Origin of the sequence: Paraburkholderia phytofirmans OLGA172, assembly GCF_001634365.1 — a bacterium.
In the GTDB taxonomy this organism is placed as follows: domain Bacteria; phylum Pseudomonadota; class Gammaproteobacteria; order Burkholderiales; family Burkholderiaceae; genus Paraburkholderia.
Window position 1 is genome coordinate 1,401,596 of the sequence record NZ_CP014579.1, and the last position, 17,285, is coordinate 1,418,880.

Annotated in this window: 12 protein-coding genes and 1 pseudogene; 7 read left to right on the top strand and 6 right to left on the bottom strand. The window is 58.4% G+C overall.

Annotation, left to right across the window (positions count from 1 at the left end):
* Positions 1 to 130 precede the first annotated feature (130 nt).
* From AYM40_RS26380 to AYM40_RS26405, 6 genes and pseudogenes are all read right to left on the bottom strand, one after another.
* Positions 131 to 697 carry a TetR/AcrR family transcriptional regulator gene (locus AYM40_RS26380; RefSeq protein WP_063499102.1) on the bottom strand — a complete coding sequence of 189 codons (567 nt, stop codon included), beginning with the start codon at positions 695 to 697 and terminating at the stop codon, positions 131 to 133.
* A 195-nt stretch (positions 698 to 892) separates the two neighbouring features.
* Positions 893 to 2,452, bottom strand: a complete 1,560-nt coding sequence (locus AYM40_RS26385) for a DHA2 family efflux MFS transporter permease subunit (RefSeq protein ID WP_063499103.1) — start codon at positions 2,450 to 2,452, stop codon at positions 893 to 895.
* Between the two features lie 81 nt (positions 2,453 to 2,533).
* Positions 2,534 to 3,688, bottom strand: a pseudogene (locus AYM40_RS26390) (efflux RND transporter periplasmic adaptor subunit); the annotation flags it as partial.
* A gap of 68 nt (positions 3,689 to 3,756) precedes the next feature.
* Positions 3,757 to 4,350 carry a TolC family protein gene (locus AYM40_RS26395; protein WP_148662304.1) on the bottom strand — a complete coding sequence of 198 codons (594 nt, stop codon included), beginning with the start codon at positions 4,348 to 4,350 and terminating at the stop codon, positions 3,757 to 3,759.
* A gap of 469 nt (positions 4,351 to 4,819) precedes the next feature.
* Complete coding sequence (locus AYM40_RS26400; protein ID WP_082855312.1) at positions 4,820 to 5,719, bottom strand: helix-turn-helix domain-containing protein; 900 nt, start codon at positions 5,717 to 5,719, stop codon at positions 4,820 to 4,822.
* Positions 5,720 to 6,634: 915 nt separating this feature from the next.
* Positions 6,635 to 7,669 carry a LysR family transcriptional regulator gene (locus AYM40_RS26405; RefSeq protein ID WP_082855500.1) on the bottom strand — a complete coding sequence of 345 codons (1,035 nt, stop codon included), beginning with the start codon at positions 7,667 to 7,669 and terminating at the stop codon, positions 6,635 to 6,637.
* 619 nt (positions 7,670 to 8,288) lie between these two features.
* On the opposite strand from AYM40_RS26405, the gene AYM40_RS26410 reads away from it, so the two are divergent.
* The 7 genes from AYM40_RS26410 to AYM40_RS26440 all read left to right on the top strand — a co-directional run bounded on the left by AYM40_RS26410 (position 8,289) and on the right by AYM40_RS26440 (position 17,280).
* The gene (locus tag AYM40_RS26410; protein WP_063499108.1) at positions 8,289 to 9,221 is read left to right on the top strand and encodes a LysR family transcriptional regulator; all 933 of its coding nucleotides are present in this window, start codon (positions 8,289 to 8,291) and stop codon (positions 9,219 to 9,221) included.
* A gap of 263 nt (positions 9,222 to 9,484) precedes the next feature.
* Positions 9,485 to 9,907, top strand: a complete 423-nt coding sequence (locus AYM40_RS26415) for a MarR family winged helix-turn-helix transcriptional regulator (RefSeq protein ID WP_063499109.1) — start codon at positions 9,485 to 9,487, stop codon at positions 9,905 to 9,907.
* 407 nt (positions 9,908 to 10,314) lie between these two features.
* Entirely contained in the window at positions 10,315 to 11,412 is a 1,098-nt protein-coding gene (locus AYM40_RS26420) for an HlyD family secretion protein (protein ID WP_082855313.1), read from the top strand.
* Positions 11,413 to 11,433: 21 nt separating this feature from the next.
* A complete protein-coding gene (locus tag AYM40_RS26425) occupies positions 11,434 to 13,008 on the top strand; it encodes a DHA2 family efflux MFS transporter permease subunit (RefSeq protein ID WP_063499111.1) in 1,575 nt (524 codons plus the stop codon).
* 11 nt (positions 13,009 to 13,019) lie between these two features.
* A complete protein-coding gene (locus tag AYM40_RS26430; protein WP_063499112.1) occupies positions 13,020 to 14,426 on the top strand; it encodes an efflux transporter outer membrane subunit in 1,407 nt (468 codons plus the stop codon).
* A 107-nt stretch (positions 14,427 to 14,533) separates the two neighbouring features.
* Positions 14,534 to 15,586 (top strand): NADP-dependent oxidoreductase, encoded by a 1,053-nt coding sequence (locus AYM40_RS26435; protein WP_063500710.1) that lies wholly within the window; start codon positions 14,534 to 14,536, stop codon positions 15,584 to 15,586.
* A gap of 182 nt (positions 15,587 to 15,768) precedes the next feature.
* Complete coding sequence (locus AYM40_RS26440; RefSeq protein ID WP_063499113.1) at positions 15,769 to 17,280, top strand: acetyl-CoA hydrolase/transferase family protein; 1,512 nt, start codon at positions 15,769 to 15,771, stop codon at positions 17,278 to 17,280.
* The last annotated feature ends 5 nt before the right edge of the window (positions 17,281 to 17,285 follow it).

The following is a 17,285-nucleotide window of genomic DNA, read 5'->3' on the forward strand; positions in this document are numbered from 1 at the left end:
TCTATTACTAGATAAAATATCGTGCGTAATTCCCCGCACAATGGGGTTCAGTTTCTGTTTCGTCGCAAATCTACCAGTAGATAGATTTGCGGATAAATGAGCATGGAGGCAACCGGCCTTCGGTGCTGCGTTACTTCATGATTTTCCACGCGGTTTCGACGTCTTCCAGGCGCGCTTTGGTTTGAAACAAACGACTCGCCAGCACACAGCCCTGATACGCGGCGAATAGCGTCCGAGCGGCACTCTCCGGCTTGCCGTTGACCGCTAGCGTTCCCTCTTTCGCTCCTTGTGCGAGCACCTTGGCCAGCCAGTTCTCGTTGGCCTTGAAGAAGGCCTGTACCGCATGTCGAATGTTGTCCGGTAGTGACCCAATGTCGGCGGCGAGCATCCCGCATAGACAGATTTGATCGCCGCCGCCAAGAATCCTGCCAAACTTCTTCGTGTACTTGGCCAGCTTTGCGTCGGCCGGCAATGATGCGTCGATCGCATGAATGTCGTTGAACACCTGATTGCTGTACTCGCTCACTGCCTCGAGCACCAGGTCGTCTTTCGATGGAAAGTAGTAGTGGATGCTCGAAGTCTTCACGCCCACTAGTTCAGACAGATCCCGATAGCTAAAGCCGTTGTAACCGCGCAGCATCATCAGCGTGATAGCGTGGTGGACAACTTGCTCGCGTACGGTCGGTGTGGTCATCATGGACGTAAATTTATCTATTAATAGATAGACTGTCAAGTGGGAATTTCAGCCGGTTCCACCGCTGCGATACCGTATGCGACCAGCCGTCATCAATACGTCCCAATCTTCCTGGGTTATGCGTCAAAGACGCGCTCGGCTTGAGCGCGCCAGCCCGATTGCATGTGACCCGCCCGCGAATGTGCGGGAGGGCGCGCGTCAATGTGCGGCGCTTGCGGCGGCCGCACCGGCCCCGCCACCGCCGCTTGGCTTCGTGAGCCAGATCAGCGGAATGATGACGATCATGATGATGGCCGACGCATAGAAGACATCGTTCAGGCCCATCATTGCGGCCTCTTTGTCGACAACGCTATTGAACAGCGCATATGAAGATCCCGAATCGAGCCCCAGGAAGGAGTGGTAGGCATCCAGTTGCTGGTTAAACAGCGGGTTGGTGGGACTGGTCTGCTGCGTCAATATCTCGTGATGGAGGATCGTGCGGTTGTTCCATGCGACATTCGCCAGCGATGTGCCAACGCCACCGCCAAACACCCGTGCGAAAGTCGAAAGACCGGCCGCCGCGGGTACTTTTTCAGGCGGTTGTCCAGACAGTATGATTACCGTCAACGGAGCGAAGAACAGGGCCATCGGAATACCCTGGAGCAACGTCGGCAGGATGATGTGTCCTATGTCAATGCCGGTGATGAAGAACGATCTCATGTAGTAGACGCCCGCGAAACCGATGAACGCGAACGTACCAAGAATGCGTGCGTCGGTACGCGGCAGGATCTTTCCCATGATCGGCGCCCCAATCAATGCGAAAACACCGATCGGCGCGGTGGCGAGACCCGAGTCGAGTGCGCGGTAGCCGAGGTAGGTTTGCATCCACTGCGGCAGCAACACGAGCGTGCCGAAAAAGATCGCGTAGGCGATCGCGATCGAAATCGTCCCGCCGAGAAAGTTTCTTTGCCGAAACAATGTGAGGTCGACGATCGGATTCTTCTCCGTGAGTTCCCACACGATAAAGAACGCGAAGCTGGTCAGCGCGACGACGGTCAACACGACGATCGTCGTCGACGTAAACCAGTCGAGATCCTTGCCCTTGTCGAGCATCACCTGCAGCGACGCCACCCAGGTGATCAGTAGCAGCAAGCCGACTGTATCGACGGGCAGTTTCCTGGTCGGCGTGTCGCGCTCGCGATAGAGGCTCCAGACTGTGGCTGCGGCGAATATCCCGACCGGGATGTTGATGTAAAAGATCCACGACCAGCTATAGCTGTCTGTGACCCAGCCGCCGAGCGCGGGTCCGACAATCGGACCTGTTACCGCGATCATGGAGAAGATTGACAGCGCAAACGAAGACTTGTCTTTAGGCCAGGAACTAAGCAATAGTGCTTGCGACATGGGAATCAGGGGCCCCGCTACCGCGCCTTGCAGCACGCGTGCGAACAGTAGCACGGGCAACGACCAGGCGATCCCGCACAGCCACGACGACAGCACGAACAACAGAATAGATCCGACGAAAAGCTTCACCTGGCCGACGCGCTGTGTCAACCACCCGGTCAGCGGAATCGACACGGAGTTCGCCGCGGCGAACACGGTGATAACCCAGGTGCCCTCGTCAATGGATACGCCCAGGTTGCCCGAAATTGTCGGAATGGCGACGTTCGCGATCGACGAGTCCAGCACGGTCATGAATCCCGCGAGACCCACGCTGAGCGAGCCGAGAAAGAGTTTGCCTCCCGTCAACGGAGGGTGGGGCGTTGATTGAGTTGTCATAGGTCATCCCGGTTGAAAGCGGCGCATCGTTGTGAAAGACACCCGTCTGCTTGCATTGCCTGCGTCACTGATCCCCTACCTGTTTGCGGCGATGATGCGAGCGATCTTCGTATCGGCTTCATCGCCGTACTTCGCAAATACGTCGGTTTGATAGACAGTGTTCTCGATGTTGCTGAGCGGGCTACCGCTTTCATTCTTGATATTGACGTCTACCACCGTCGATAGGCCGATGGCCAGCGGATGTTTTTCGAGTTCCTTTGGATCGAGCTCGATCCTTACCGGCAGCCGCTGCACGACCTTGATCCAGTTGCCGGTTGCGTTCTGGGCGGGCAGTAATGAAAACGCGGAACCTGTACCGGCGGAGAAGCCGACCACCTTTCCGTGGTACATGACCGACGAACCGTACTTGTCGGCGGTCAGTTCGACCGGCTGACCCACCCGCATATGCTTGAGTTGCCCCTCCTTGAAATTTGCGTCGACCCAGATCTGCTGAAGCGGCACGACCGAGATCAGTGGGGTGCCCGGCGATACGCGTTGACCGACCTGTACTGTTCGCCTGGCGACGTAGCCCGTCACGGGGGCAGGCAGTGTGTTGCGGGCCGCGGCCAAATACGCATCGCGAACCTTCGCGGCAGCCGCGAGTACGTCGGGATGGTTATCGATCGTCGTGTTAGCGGTCAGCGCGCGATTCGACGCGAGCCGCTGTTGGGCGGCGTCTAGCGCAGCCTGTGCCGACTTCACCGCATCGCGTGCGTGCGAAATTTCCTCTTGCGAGACGGCACCAGCCATTCCGGTGGCCAGCCGTCGCCGCAGATCATCCCGCGCTTTTGACAGATCTGATTGCCGTTGCGCGACCTGCGCGCGATATTGGTCGTCGTCGACATACAGGCCGTGTACTCTGCGCACCGTTTGCGCCAGGGTGGCTTCGTCTTGCTGAAGCGCGATGCGGGCGTCGGCTGGGTCGAGCACGACGACCGCGTCGCCTTGCTTCACTGTCTGGGTGTCGTCGGCGTTGACCGCGATGACCGTGCCCGTCACTTGCGGTGTGATCTGCACAATATTGCCGTTGACGTAGGCGTCATCTGTGTCCTCATGGAAGCGCGCGACGAGGAAGTAATAGACGCCGTAGGCTATCGCCGCGACCAGGATTACGATGACCACGAGCGTCATCATGAGCTTGCGCTTGCGGTTGCCCTCCCGCTTTGCGCTGGCGGGATGTTGCTGTGGGGTGCTCATAGACATGCTCCGTGTCCGTGCAATCTGCGCCGTTTGTCCTGCCGGTTCTTCCGGCTCCGTGCGTCGCGTCAGTTGGCTGCCTGCGCCTCGGATGCCGAAGAAGCCGGCACATCCGTCGGCACGACGAGACCGCCGCGTTTCGCGTCGAATCCGCCGCCAAGCGCCTTGATAAGTCCGATCTGCGTGGCGTGGCGATTCATCCTGAGGTTCGTCACCGTCTGTTCGGCGGCGAGGCGGTTCTCGCTGTACCATGTCCCCCCATACGGAGGCGGGAAGATCGTGTTTCCGGAGAACAGTTCACGGTTCCAGGCATAGCTACCGTTTGCCTTGGGGTAGAGCGTCGATTTTGAAGACTCGATATAGGAGGACGCCTTTGCGATACGTGCCTCGGCCTGGGCGATCGACGGATTGCCTTGCAGCGCTTCATCGATCAACTGGGGCAGCTGCGGGTCGCCGAACTGGCATGCCCAATCCGGTGACGGCCATTGACCGTCTTCGTTAGGCAGGCTCTGGCTGGAGGTGTACTGCGTCGGCGCCGACATCTGCTTATCGCTCTTGATGCCGAAGTAGTTCACACAACCCGCGAGCGCCAGCGCGGTCACAGCAATGACTCTGGCTGCTGAACACGTGCCGACGCTCACCCAAGGCGAGGGAGTATTCATCGCGGTTCCCGGTCACATATCAATGCCCATTGCCAGCCGGCAGCAGCCCCTCGATTTCCACCTTGCAACATGCGGCCTTGCTGAGGAAAGTTTGGCGAAAGTGACATGGTCTGGAAAAGTTGTTTGGAGCACTGACAATATTACACCGGGAGCATGTCGATAATATCCACTTCCACGTCCGTTCGGTGTGGTTCGGGCCGGTGAAGAGTCATAGGTAAACCGCCTCGCCAGTTTGCTGGAGGTTTAGTGCAAGTAAACGCATTTTTTGCTCGTCGCTAATAATGGACAGGTCAGGTATCACACCGGGAATCCCGGGCAACTTAACTCAAGTTGCGTAGCGTCGATCCGCGGCATTCTCAAGGGGGCGTTCTGCGGCAGCACAATGGTTGTGCCTCGCGCCGTGGAGCCGTTGGATGTCATGGTGAAGCCGTGGGGCGGATATAAGCCGCGCTGGCTAGCGCTGCCGTTGCTACCGGGTTACGCGACGCCAGATCCCGGGGGACATGCCGTTAGCCATGAGGAAACGCCTATTGAAGTGCGCCTGGCTGGCGAAGCCACATGCTAGCGCAATCTCCGCAAGCGAAAGTTGGGTGGTTAGCATCAAGTCCTTCGCGCGGAGCAGACGATGAGCGATCAGAAACTGATACGGAGACTGTCCAGTCTGCTGTTTGAACGCGTGGCCGAAGTGTCCCACGGACATGCCACATTCGTTGGCTAATATCGGTACTGTCAGAGATCCATCAAGATGCGTATCGATCAGCTCCCTGACCCGCTTCTCTTGCCACAGCGCGAGTCCCCCTCGGCGAGTCGGAGCGGCGCTAAATTTGACGTTGCCGTAAGTGCGGAGCAGATGCGCGGTCAGGGCACGCGTGATCGAGTCGATAAACAGCGAGCATGCCCTTTCCGGCTGTTCGAGCGCCGGAAGAAGGCAGGTTGCAAGATGCCCGACGATCGGATCCACCGTCCCTGGTGTGGGGCATCGTAACGCCTCAATCTGGCGGGCGCCGACATCGTCGATGAACTGCTTCAGGACGAAGCGCGGAAGGAAGAACCGAACGATGTCGAACGGCTCAAACAGCTCGGAGTGGGGTTCATCGCTCAGGTGGGCAAAACACATCGAATGCAGGCGCTGGGGCACCTGCAGATTCGTGACAACGCGATCGCCAAGCCACATGCGGCCGGATGACATCGGCCTCAATTTCACGCCCACGAAATAGGCGTCGTCGCGAGGCATGACTGGCGTCAAGCCGAACGCACGGCCGTCATATAAGAAGCGCGATACGGACATCGAAGAACTATTCAGGGACCGGCGATGCAGGACTGGGATGACGGGGGCCGCATCAGATTCGCGTTCGGGTGTCGGCAACATGGTTGGACCTCGTCACGTATGAAGGTAAGACGCCCGGAGCGCATCCGGAACACGCGGTTCTGTTTGTTTTATAGTGATATTGGTGAAATCGCAAGCTTGCAACAGTACGCTACTGTCCAGGGAATAGTCGCGGCTCGCACGGGAGGCGCAGGAACTGACGCGTTAGTCCCGGATCGGGGCGCAGAACGCTGGTCCGTACCTGCCGTGTTATTACGGCTGTCCATTCAGTTTCTGGATCGTTGTGATCTGCCTTTAGCATTTGCTGCCGAGCATGGCCCGCAGTCGTGGATGGCCGTGCTTCAAGAGACTTATGACATCGATCGACGCGGCTCGGCACGATGCACTTCAACGCGCATCCTATGTATTCACTTCATTCATCCCGTGTGTTCGTGGCTTGTGATGTTGACGCTTGCATGGTTCCAGGCGCCGAATCGATTGCGTACCTGATCGATTCTTACGTGCTTTCCCATTGAGAGTGATACGCCGGGCGCTACTGCCTCGAAGACCTCCAGGGCTATCCGAGAGCGGAGATCGACATAGGTTTATGCCGGGCTTGGGGCGTAAAAAAAGAAGCCCGCCGTAGCGGGCAACCGTATCAGGGGACACGGGAGGAGACATACTTTCCGGGCGGACTGCGTAATCCTTGAGGTGCCGGTGCAATCCCAACTGCAGACTCACGTCGGCGCTGTGGATGACCGCTCAGACCCGGTTCTTGATAGCCAGATTCGCATCGACGAATTGCTATTTCGGATATCCATATCGGCTAGTTGCTGCAACATTGACGGGTAGTGTAGACCGTCGGCGTCGTAATGCAAGTAGGCACAGGTGAATTCAGTTGTGCTCCGGGTTTAACAATCAACGATGCATCAGGTTACCTTTGAGTGCACGGGAGCGGAGTTTTCGCCGAGTGGGTATCTAGAGTGCACGGGCAGCGGCCGAATCACTGGAAGCCTCTGTGGTAGCGGACACCGCACGTGCAAAAGCGCCCCCGCGCGTGGCGCGGACCGGCACGTCTGAACATAGCGGCACCTCGTTCCGCACCTCTGTCGCGAAGAGTGACGCGCGTTCGAACAGTTCGGAAATCCAGTCGACGAATGCGCGTACGGAACCTGAGAGATGCCGGTTCTGCGGATAGACGGCGGAAACGGGGATTGCCTTTGGCTCGCAACCCGGCAGAATTTCTACCAGTTCCCCGGAGCGAAGGTAAGGGATGGCCATGAAGCGAGGCACCTGAACGATGCCCAGCCCCTTTAAGCCGCACGCGAGATAGGCTTCTATGTCGTTGACCGCTACGCTTCCTCGCAGATTGAGTTCGATCATCCTTTCGTTCAATTGAAACTGTAGGTCAGATGTGCGAGTTGCTCCGGGGCAAAGATATCTCACACCGATATGCGCGCACAGATCGTCGATGGAATGTGGAGCGCCATGGTATTCCAGGTATGTTGGTGCTGCCGCTGTCACGCGCTGCAGCGTGCCGATGCGTCGCGCCACCAGATTTGAATCTATGAGTGATCCGAGCTTGATCGCGCAGTCGACTGCTTCCTGAATAAGATCGACAGGTTTATCGCCGAAACCGATGGTGAGCTCGATATCCGGGTAGCGGGCTCTGAAGTCATCCAAAGCTGGAATGAGGAGTGTCTTTCCGATGGATCCCGGGGTATCGATGCGAAGCTTGCCTTGTGGCATTTTCCCAAGGATCGACAGGCTACCCTCCATCTCGTCAATATCCGCGAGTATTCTCACGCAACGTTCGTAGAACTGCGCGCCCTCGGGTGTCAGGCTAAGCTGTCGAGTCGAACGCTGTAGCAGGCGAACTTTCAGATAGGTTTCGAGATTCTGAACAATGACGGTGACCGATGCTCGTGCGAGATCGAGCGTGTCTGCAGCGCGCGAAAAGCTCCCGCTGTCGACAACCCTTGTGAACACTAGCATTGCTTGTAGCCGATCCATAGTCATGCCCCTTCGTATCTCGCGGCGAGGTCGTGTCGCAGTTCATTCGTTCATCAGGATCTTCCTGCTCGCTCGAATCAGCCTGCATGTATCAAGGGGTTTGGGCAAGAAGGATGCGATGTTTTCCAGCCGGAGAGACGGAAGGAAGGTAGAAAAATCTTATGCCGAGGCCCCTTTCGCTGTATTGACCAAAACTGCGGTTTTTTGCTCGAATCTGCGCAATTTGTCAAAAATTCGGATGAGATCAGACGTTCAACGGGTGCGCCCGGACGAGGTCGCGACGTCTTGCGATGACCCTTCCAGATCTGGCAAGCCGCATGGTCGGCGTGTCAGAGCGGAATTGCTGATGGCACCCGTTTAGGGCTGCGAGGAGCGCAGCCGCTCGATTGAACACATGGGTCAGGGCAATAAGCGCAAAAATGCGCAACTCTGCGACAATCCCGGTACACGTAAGCGAATGCTGTTTGATAATGATGCCAAGGCTTCGTCATGGCTGCGCGCCATTCGTCAAGGAGATCTGGCTGGCTTTCGCTCGACGGCTGCGGCTACGAGTGGCTGCGCACACAGATCTGGGCGCAACAGGCGGTCCATTCACAGATGTGCCCACCGAAGGTGCCCTATGGATTATCTTGATAGCTTGCGCGTTTTCCGCTCGGTCGTCGAAGCGAAAAGTTTTACCCGTGCGGCAGACATGCTGGGCATAACCACTCCGGCCGTGTCGCGCGCCATATCCGGGCTTGAGCAGCGTCTCGGCAGTCGTCTGCTTCATCGCACGACGCGGCAGGTTTCGCTAACGGAAGCCGCGGAACATTTCTATGACGGCTGCTGCCGGATTCTCGACGATCTCGAAGTACTGGAAGCCGAAGCGTCGAACCAGGCGCGTGAGCCGACCGGCGTGCTTCGGCTTGTCGCTCATACAACGGCGACCGTGAGTCGGCTCGTGCCGCTCATCTCGACCTTTAAGCAGAAGTATCCCAAAGTGAGTCTGGACGTGACCCTTACCGAGCGCCCTGTCGACCTGGTGGCGGACGGCTATGACCTGGGGATTGTCGTCCCCTTCATGTTGAGTACCGACACGGTTGTGACGCGACTTCTGGAGCGCATGCCGCTCTCGATCGTCGCGACGCCAGCATATCTGGAGAAACACGCCGTGCCTGAGCATCCGTCTGAGCTGGCTGATCACACGTTCGTCGCGATGTCGCCCACACTTCGTAAGCCGTCGTTGACCTTTCGTCTGGGTGATGAGGATATGACCGTCCCGCTGAAGTTCGATATCGTTTCGAACAACCCGGTGTTCAACCGGGAAATGGTCCTGGAGAATTGGGGCGTCGGCGTGCTGCCCGCTGCGCTGGCCCAGGAGGAACTGGCTTCAGGCAAGCTCGTGTCGATCCTTGAAGATTTCGAAATCATCGACGGAGAGATTGAGATTCGACTCGCTTATAACTCGCGAACCTTGCTGCCGGCCAAGGTGAGGGCGTTCGTCGAGCATGCTGCCGCGTTCTTCGACGAGGTGATAGGCGCGCGGCCGGCGCGCGCCAGTTCCAGGGCGTGATGCTTCGCTTCGCCCGGTTGCCGCGCGTCCTGTTTCAGCGCTTCATCGTCAAGCTTACGCAAGGCTTTTGAAAGAAATTGCTTGCGAGATTTGCCGAGTTCACAAGAAATGACCCGGCTAGTCCAAAACTCCGACAATTGACGGGTGGGCGTTTAATCTGTCGCCTCGCCGTAACCGGCCACCTCCGATTGTTCTCTGCCCCGATACAAACTGATGCACCGTCGAGCATTGATTGCCGTCATCCCGCCCACTAGCATGTGCCTATGCACATTGAATCCCCCGAAAGCGACTACTGTTTCGCCGTTCGTCAGGCCGCGCGATACATTTCGCAGTTGTACGAGCGGCATCTGTGCGAAGCAGGTATCACGCCGACGCAGTTCAGCATCCTTTGCGCGCTTAAATGTAGCTCGAGTTTAACGATGATGGAGTTGGCGCAGGCGATGGTGATGGACCGCACCACGCTCGTACGCATACTTCGGCCGTTGCTGCGCAATGGATTTGTCGCTAATGAGCAGGACGGGCAGGTGAAGCAGCGTCTCCAACTGGTTCTGACCAGTGGCGGCCACCTGAAGCTGCACGAGGCCACGACGCATTGGACGGCGGCTCAGGACGAGTTCGAACGCAAGTTCGGGTATCGGCGCTCAGCCTCTTTGAGGCGTGAACTTCTTCGCGTGACACGCGCTTGAAGACCGCTCGGCCGGACACGGCAAAGATCACGCTGATCCTCGAAGACGTCGGGCCGTGCGTGCGCGCCGGTTGCCCGTTCAACGGTGCAACGATAACCGGTGTCCCGGCCGACGATCATTGTCACGGTTGCAACAGTTCGATTCCAAAAACGGTGTTGAGCAAGTGCTTGCGCACACTTACCATGCACGCGACAACAAGATCCGCTTCAGTTCATCCCGTGCTTTACGGAGCAAGTGCAGCACCGCTGCGCATTGCGCTCACCATTTGATTGGACGAAGGCGTTGTGGCGAGCCCTGGCTCGCCCGACCCGAAGTCAACCTGTCTGTTAGCACTTGCCGCTTTAACCGAAGCGCTGCCACCTTGGCGGCCATTTCTTGCAACCTTTGAGTGCATACACACATATATAATGAGCACGACACCTATCCCCACCTCTCCCGCTGGCGGAGTGAACACCGCTTCGTCAACCAAACGAGTGCCCTGGATGTTGCTCTCGGTCCTCGGCGTAGTGGCGGTCCTTTGCGCCTCTGGTCTCTATTGGTTCTTTATCGCGCGTTATGTTCAGAACACTGACGACGCATACGTAGGCGGTAACGTCACGGTGATCGCGCCGAAGGTGACCGGCTTTGTGGATCAAGTGCTGGTTCAGGACAATCAGCACGTCACGGCAAACCAGGTGCTGATCCGTCTCGATTCACGCGATTACGACGCACGGCTCGAGCAGGCGAACGCGGAAGTGGGCAGTGCTCAGGCAGCCGTCAATGAGTTGAAGGCGAAACGCCAACTGCAGGTCGCGATCATCAACCAGCAGTCGGCCGGGCTCGCCTCTGCCCACGCTGAACTGACGCGCAGTGCCGCCGACAAGGTGCGTTACCGCCAGTTGGTCAAGGACGAGGCGGTTTCGAACCAGATTGTCGAGCAGGCGGATGCCTCTTTCTCGAAGGCGAAGGCAGCGGTGGACGGTAGCGATGCGGCCCTTCAGGCGGCAAAGCAGCAACTGGACGTGCTCGATGCGCAGATCGCCGACGCCAATGCGCGTGTCGCCAAAGCCGAGGCCGAACGGCGCTACGCGGCGCTCAATGTTGGCTACACGACGATCCGCTCCCCCGTCGACGGCTACGTCGGCAACCGCACGGCGCGGGTCGGGCTGCTCGCGACGGCAGGTACGTCGATGCTGACGGTAGTGCCCTCGAGTGGCCTGTGGGTTGATGCAAACTTCAAGGAAGACCAGTTGAAGAAAATGCACAGTGGCGACTCGGCTGACGTGACGCTCGATGCGCACGCCGGCACGATCCACGGCGTCGTGCAGAGCCTCGCACCGGCAACCGGAGCGACGTTCAGTGTGCTTCCTCCGGAAAACGCGACCGGAAACTTCACGAAGATTGTGCAGCGCGTGCCTGTGCGAATTCTTCTTGATGTACCCAAGGGTTCGGAAGATTACCTGCGGCCCGGTCTGTCGGCGACGGTTGATGTCCATCTGGACAGCGCCCGTCAGAGCGGCGAGTGAGCGACAGAGCGAGACTTCATCATGACCTCACAAGGAATTCCAGACCCCGCGGGCATGCCGACCTCGGCAAAGGTGTTCGCTTTCGGCCTGATGTGCCTTGGTTTTTTCATGGCAACGCTCGACATCCAGATCGTGGCGTCGTCGCTTAAGGATATAGGCGGCGGCCTGTCGGCGAGTCAGGATGAACTGTCGTGGATCCAGACCGCGTATCTGATCGCCGAGATTATCGTGATCCCGATGTCCGGCTGGCTCACCCGGGTATTTTCGACGCGTTGGCTGTTTGCGGCTTCGGCGCTCGGCTTCACGATCACCAGCATGCTGTGCGGTCTCGCCTGGGACATGAATACGGAAATCATTTTCCGCGCGATGCAAGGCGCAGCTGGTGCGGCGATGATTCCGACCGTGTTCACCACGGCGTTCGTACTGTTTCCGGGCAAGCAGCGCGTCATTGCCTCGACGACCATCGGCGCGCTCGCGTCGCTTGCGCCGGCCATCGGCCCAGTGATTGGCGGCTATATCACCGATGCATTGTCATGGCACTGGCTGTTCTATCTGAACCTGGTGCCTGGCTTGTTTGTGACGGTGCTGGTGCCGAAGTACGTTCGTATCGATAAAGTCGATCTAAGTCTGATCAGGAAAGGGGATTACCTCGGCATCCTGTTGATGTCAGGTTTCCTCGGGTGCCTCGAATACGTGCTCGAGGAAGGTCCACGCAAGAACTGGCTGGGCGATACCACGATTCTCACTTGCACCTGGATCATGGGGATCTGCGGCTTTCTGTTCCTCGTTCATGCGCTCACCGCCCGTGAGCCGATTGTGGATCTGCGTGCGCTAAAGATGCGCAACTTCTGGATCGGCTGCGTGTTGTCCTTCATCACCGGGATTGGGATCTTCTGCACGGTCTTTCTTACGCCGGTTTTTCTGTCGCGGGTGCGGGGTTTAGATTCGCTTCAGATCGGCATTGCACTGCTTTCTGTCGGGTGCGCGCAGTTGATAGCGCTGGTGCTCTACTCGAAACTCGCTTCCCGGGTGGATATGCGCTGGCTGAATCTGTTCGGCCTCGTGGTGTTCGGCCTCGGATGTTACCTCTACGTTCCATTGACGAGCGACTGGGGTTGGCAGCAACTACTGCTTCCCCAGATTCTGCGCGGATTCGGCCAGCAGTTCTGCATTCCGCCCATCGTTACGCTGGCATTGGGTTCGTTGCCTCCAGCACGCTTGCGTTCGGCAAGTGGGCTGTTCAACCTGATGCGAAATCTAGGCGGCGCTATTGGCGTGGCCGTGTGTAACACCATGTTGAACGATCGCCTGAATCTGCATTATTTGCGATTGAGCGAGCATGTCACCCAAGGGCGTCCGGTGATCGATTCGCTCATCTCGGGCGCGTCCGCGCAGCTAGGTGCGGTAGCCGGGGACGTGCTTGCCGCGCCGCAGGCGGGGCTCGCGTACCTGAACAATCTCATCATGCGCGAAGCGCTGACCATGACCTTCTCCGACGCGTATTTTGCGGTTGCAAGCTGCTTTGTATTGGCGATTGCATGCGCGGTGTTTGCCCGTCCTATCGACGGCGCGGTGCCGCCGCCGGACGCCCATTAAGTTAGAAAAACATGAAATCGACTTTTATCGCAATCGCAGCGAGTCTTGCGCTGGGCGCTTGCGCGGTTCAGCCTGCCTCTCACTCGAAGCTGCCCGACGATGTCGCGAAGATTGCGCCGGCAGCGTACAGCGTCGACGTGCCTCAGGACCCGGCGGATGCGGACGCGTGGTGGCAACAGTTCGGGGACCCGGTGATGCACGACCTGGTCGCTTCAGTGCTTAACCAGAACCTCGACATCAAGGCCGCCGTCGAGCGGGTCAAACAGGCCGAAGCGCAAACCACAATCAGCCGCGCGGCGCTGCTTCCCGAATTGAACGCTGGTGCCACCGCGAGCGATCGACGTCAGAATGCGCCGCCTCCGCTCGGTTATGTGCGTCAGGCCGGTGTTGGATTGACAGCCAGTTGGAACCCGGATGTCTTCGGCGGTGAACGTCTCGCATTGCTCGCGTCGCAGGCCCAGCTCACCGGAACGCAAGAGTCGCTGAATCAGTTGCGCCTCGCGCTGGCTGCAAATACTGCCGATGCATACATCGACCTGCGCTGGGCCCAAACCGAACAGCGGATCTTGCAGGACAACGTGCATATCCGCGAGCGTGCACTTCGATTGACGCAAGAACGTTTGCAATTTGGCTTGTCGACCAATCTCGACGTCGCGCGAGCGCAGAATCAGCTGAGCGATCTGCAAGCGCGGATTCCGGGCGTGCAGTCGACGATTCAGCATCAGTTGAGCCTGATCGCCGTCTACTCTGGACAGACGCCCGAGAGCTTGAACGCACCGGTGTTCGGCACTGGCGCAATTCCGGTGCCGAGTGCGTCCGCACCCAACACGTTGCCTTCACAAGCGCTCCTGCGGCGCCCGGACGTACTGAACGCTTACGCAGGCGTCGAACAGCGCGCGGCCGAAGTGGGGGAGGCGAAAGCGGAGTGGTATCCGAAGTTTTCACTGAACCTGACGGACGGATTGTTGGCTGCCTCGTATCTCGGCATGCCGACTTTGACCGACAACCTGTTCAGTGCGGCGCTGGGGGTGACAAGTCCCATCTTCAACGCCGGCCGTATTAATGCGGACATCGCGAAGAGCCAAAGCCACATGCGCGAGTCCGAACTGAATCTGAATCAGACCATCCTCAATGCGTTGAAGGAGATTGAAGACACGCGCAGCGATCTGGTGAGTTCGGCGAGCGAGGTGGAGCACCTGTCGACGGCGCTGGACTCGTCAGGCAAGGCACTGCGTCTTTCAACCGAACTGTACAAAGGCGGTACGACGAGTTTTCTGGATGTGCTGGATGCGCAGCAGAGCTATCTGGTGGACGACGATTCGCTGAATCAGGCGCGACGTGCGCGTGCCCTGGCTGCGGTGGCGCTCTACCGGGCGCTCGGCGGCGGCTGGCGGGTCGCTGCGAACGACCCGGCTTGAATTCGGCACGGCTTGACTGCAACAAACAACCGTTCGATGCAGAATGCTTCTGCGGCACGCTATCTGGCGTGCATCTGAAGCATGGCATCACTATTCCGGAGAACACAATGGAATCGCAGCAAGCAACCCAGGTGGTATTGGCCTCGCGCCCCGCAACGGCTCGCGCGAGCCTTGAAAATTTCCGCGTCGAAACCACTCCGCTGCCGGTGCCCGGGGCGGGGCAGGTGCTACTGCGCGTAGATACGCTGTCGCTCGACCCGTACATGCGTGGACGCATGAACGACGCCAGATCGTACGCGAAGCCTGCTGGAATCGGCGAACCGATGCCCGGTGAAAGTGTGGCAACCGTTCTCGAATCACACTCTGCGGAATTCGTTCCGGGGGACGTCGTGCTCGCGCAGACGGGCTGGCGTTCGCACGTAGCGATGGATGCTGCGGGTCTGAAGAAACTGGATGTCGACGGCATCGAGGCATCCGCCTACCTGGGCGTACTGGGGATGCCGGGCTTTACGGCCTGGTCCGGGCTCGAAGTGATTGGTAAGCCCAAAGCGGGCGAAACGCTAGTGGTGGGCGCGGCGACTGGTCCAGTGGGGTCGCTGGTTGGGCAGTTAGCGAAGCTGGCAGGTCTGCGCGCCGTCGGTATCGCGGGTGGCCCGAAGAAATGTGCATATCTGATCGACGTACTCGGCTTTGACGCCGCGATCGATCATCGCTCGCCCAACTTCGCTCAGGAACTCGAGGCTGCCTGCCCGAACGGCATCGATGTCTATTTCGAGAACATCGGCGGCGCCGTCTGGAATGCTGTGCTGCCATTGCTAAACCAGTATGCGAGAGTACCCGTTTGCGGGCTGATGGTGCAGCAGTCGGGCACCCTGCAACACGATACCTCGGCAGATTATCTTGCCGCGACAATGCGTGCGGTGCTGACCCGCAGTCTCCAGATTCGCGGCTATATCAACTACGAGTTCACAGAACAGTACTTCGATTCGTTTCTTCGCGAGGTCGGCACCTTCTTGCGCGAGGGAAAGATCAAACATCTGGAGGACGTTACCGTGGGACTGGAGAATGCTCCACAAGCGCTCCTGAACATGATCGACGGCCGCAACTTCGGCAAGGTGCTGGTTCAGGTGCGGAGTAACGCTTCCGCGTCCCGATCCTGACGTCACTCGTTGCGCAACGAATGTTGTTATCGTCGATATTGCTTGTTGCGGCAAATCGGCGGAATCAACTAACCCATGCGCCGTAGAATGCAAGGCGTAACCCGAGCATGTCGAGGCACGATTCGTCCGCGGATTGTGCACGACCGGGAAAACCTGGAATCTACATAGACTTGGGAATCGCAATGGAAAATCGTATCCATAATTCATACCTCGCGTCCAAGGTGATGTCTGCCGATCAGGCGGCGGCGCAAATTCTGCCCGGTATGACTGTCGGGATGAGTGGTTTTACGGGGTCGGGATACCCCAAGGCGGTCCCCTTGGCGTTGGCCGCACAGATCGAAAGTGCACATGCCCGTGGCGAAAGTTTTGCACTAAAGTTACTGACGGGCGCCTCCACCGCACCCGAACTCGACGGGGCACTGGCTAAAGTGGGAGGAATCGACTTTCGATTGCCCTATCAGTCCGATCCGGACCTGCGTACGCGGATCAATCGCGGCGAGATTGAGTACATGGACATCCACCTCGGACAGGTCGCGCAGTACACCTGGTTCGGGTTCCTGGGGAAGCTGGACATGGCAGTCGTCGAGGTTTCCGCGATATTGCCGGACGGTCGGCTTGTTCCATCCACATCGGTAGGCAACAACAAGACGTGGCTTGACCTGGCCGACAAAGTGATCATCGAGGTGAATTCGGCTCAACCTGCGGGTCTGGATGGCATGCACGACATCTATTACGGTACAGCGCTACCGCCGGAGCGCAAGCCGATTCCGCTGACCGGTCCGGATGACCGTATTGGCGAGCCCTACTTGCGCGTCGATCCCGCCAAGGTAGTCGCCGTGGTGGAAACGCATGGTCCGGATCGCCTGGGCCGATTTTCCCCGCCGGATGAGAGCAGCATTCAAATTGCCAATCACCTGGTAGAGTTCTTCCGTCACGAAATCGCCATGGGGCGGCTCGGGGAGCAGCTCCTGCCTTTGCAGTCCGGGGTAGGGAACATCGCGAATGCCGTGTTGAGCGGCTTGCGTGACGGTGGATTCGAAGGGCTGACCGCGTTTACGGAAGTGATTCAGGACGGCATGCTCGATCTGATCAGAACCGATACCATCCGCCGCGCGTCGGCGACTGCTTTGTCGCTGAGCCCGGAAGGTGTCGAGGAATTTGGCCGCAATATCGAGCACTATCGCAGCCGCATCGTGCTGCGTCCGCAGGAGATTTCAAACCACGCCGAGCTGGTTCGCCGCTTAGGCTGTATTGCAATCAATGGCATGGTCGAAGCGGATATCTACGGCAACGTCAACTCGACGCATGTGGCTGGCAGTTCGATTATCAACGGTATCGGCGGCTCGGGAGATTTCGCTCGGAATGGTTTTCTCTCATGCTTCGTTACACCGAGCACAGCCAAGAATGGCGCAATCTCCTGCATCGTGCCGATGGTCAGTCATGTTGATCACACCGAGCATGATGTAGCCGTTGTTGTCACGGAGCAGGGACTGGCTGACTTGCGCGGTTTGTCGCCCAAGCAACGGGCGCGTGCTGTTATCAATAATTGTGCACACCCAGACTATCGTCCGCTCTTGCAGGATTACTTTGAGCGGGCTCTTCGTGCGAGTCCGGGCAAGCACACTCCTCATCTGCTTGGCGAGGCCTTGTCGTGGCATGAACGGTTTGTCGCATCCGGCCACATGAAACCCTGATTGCG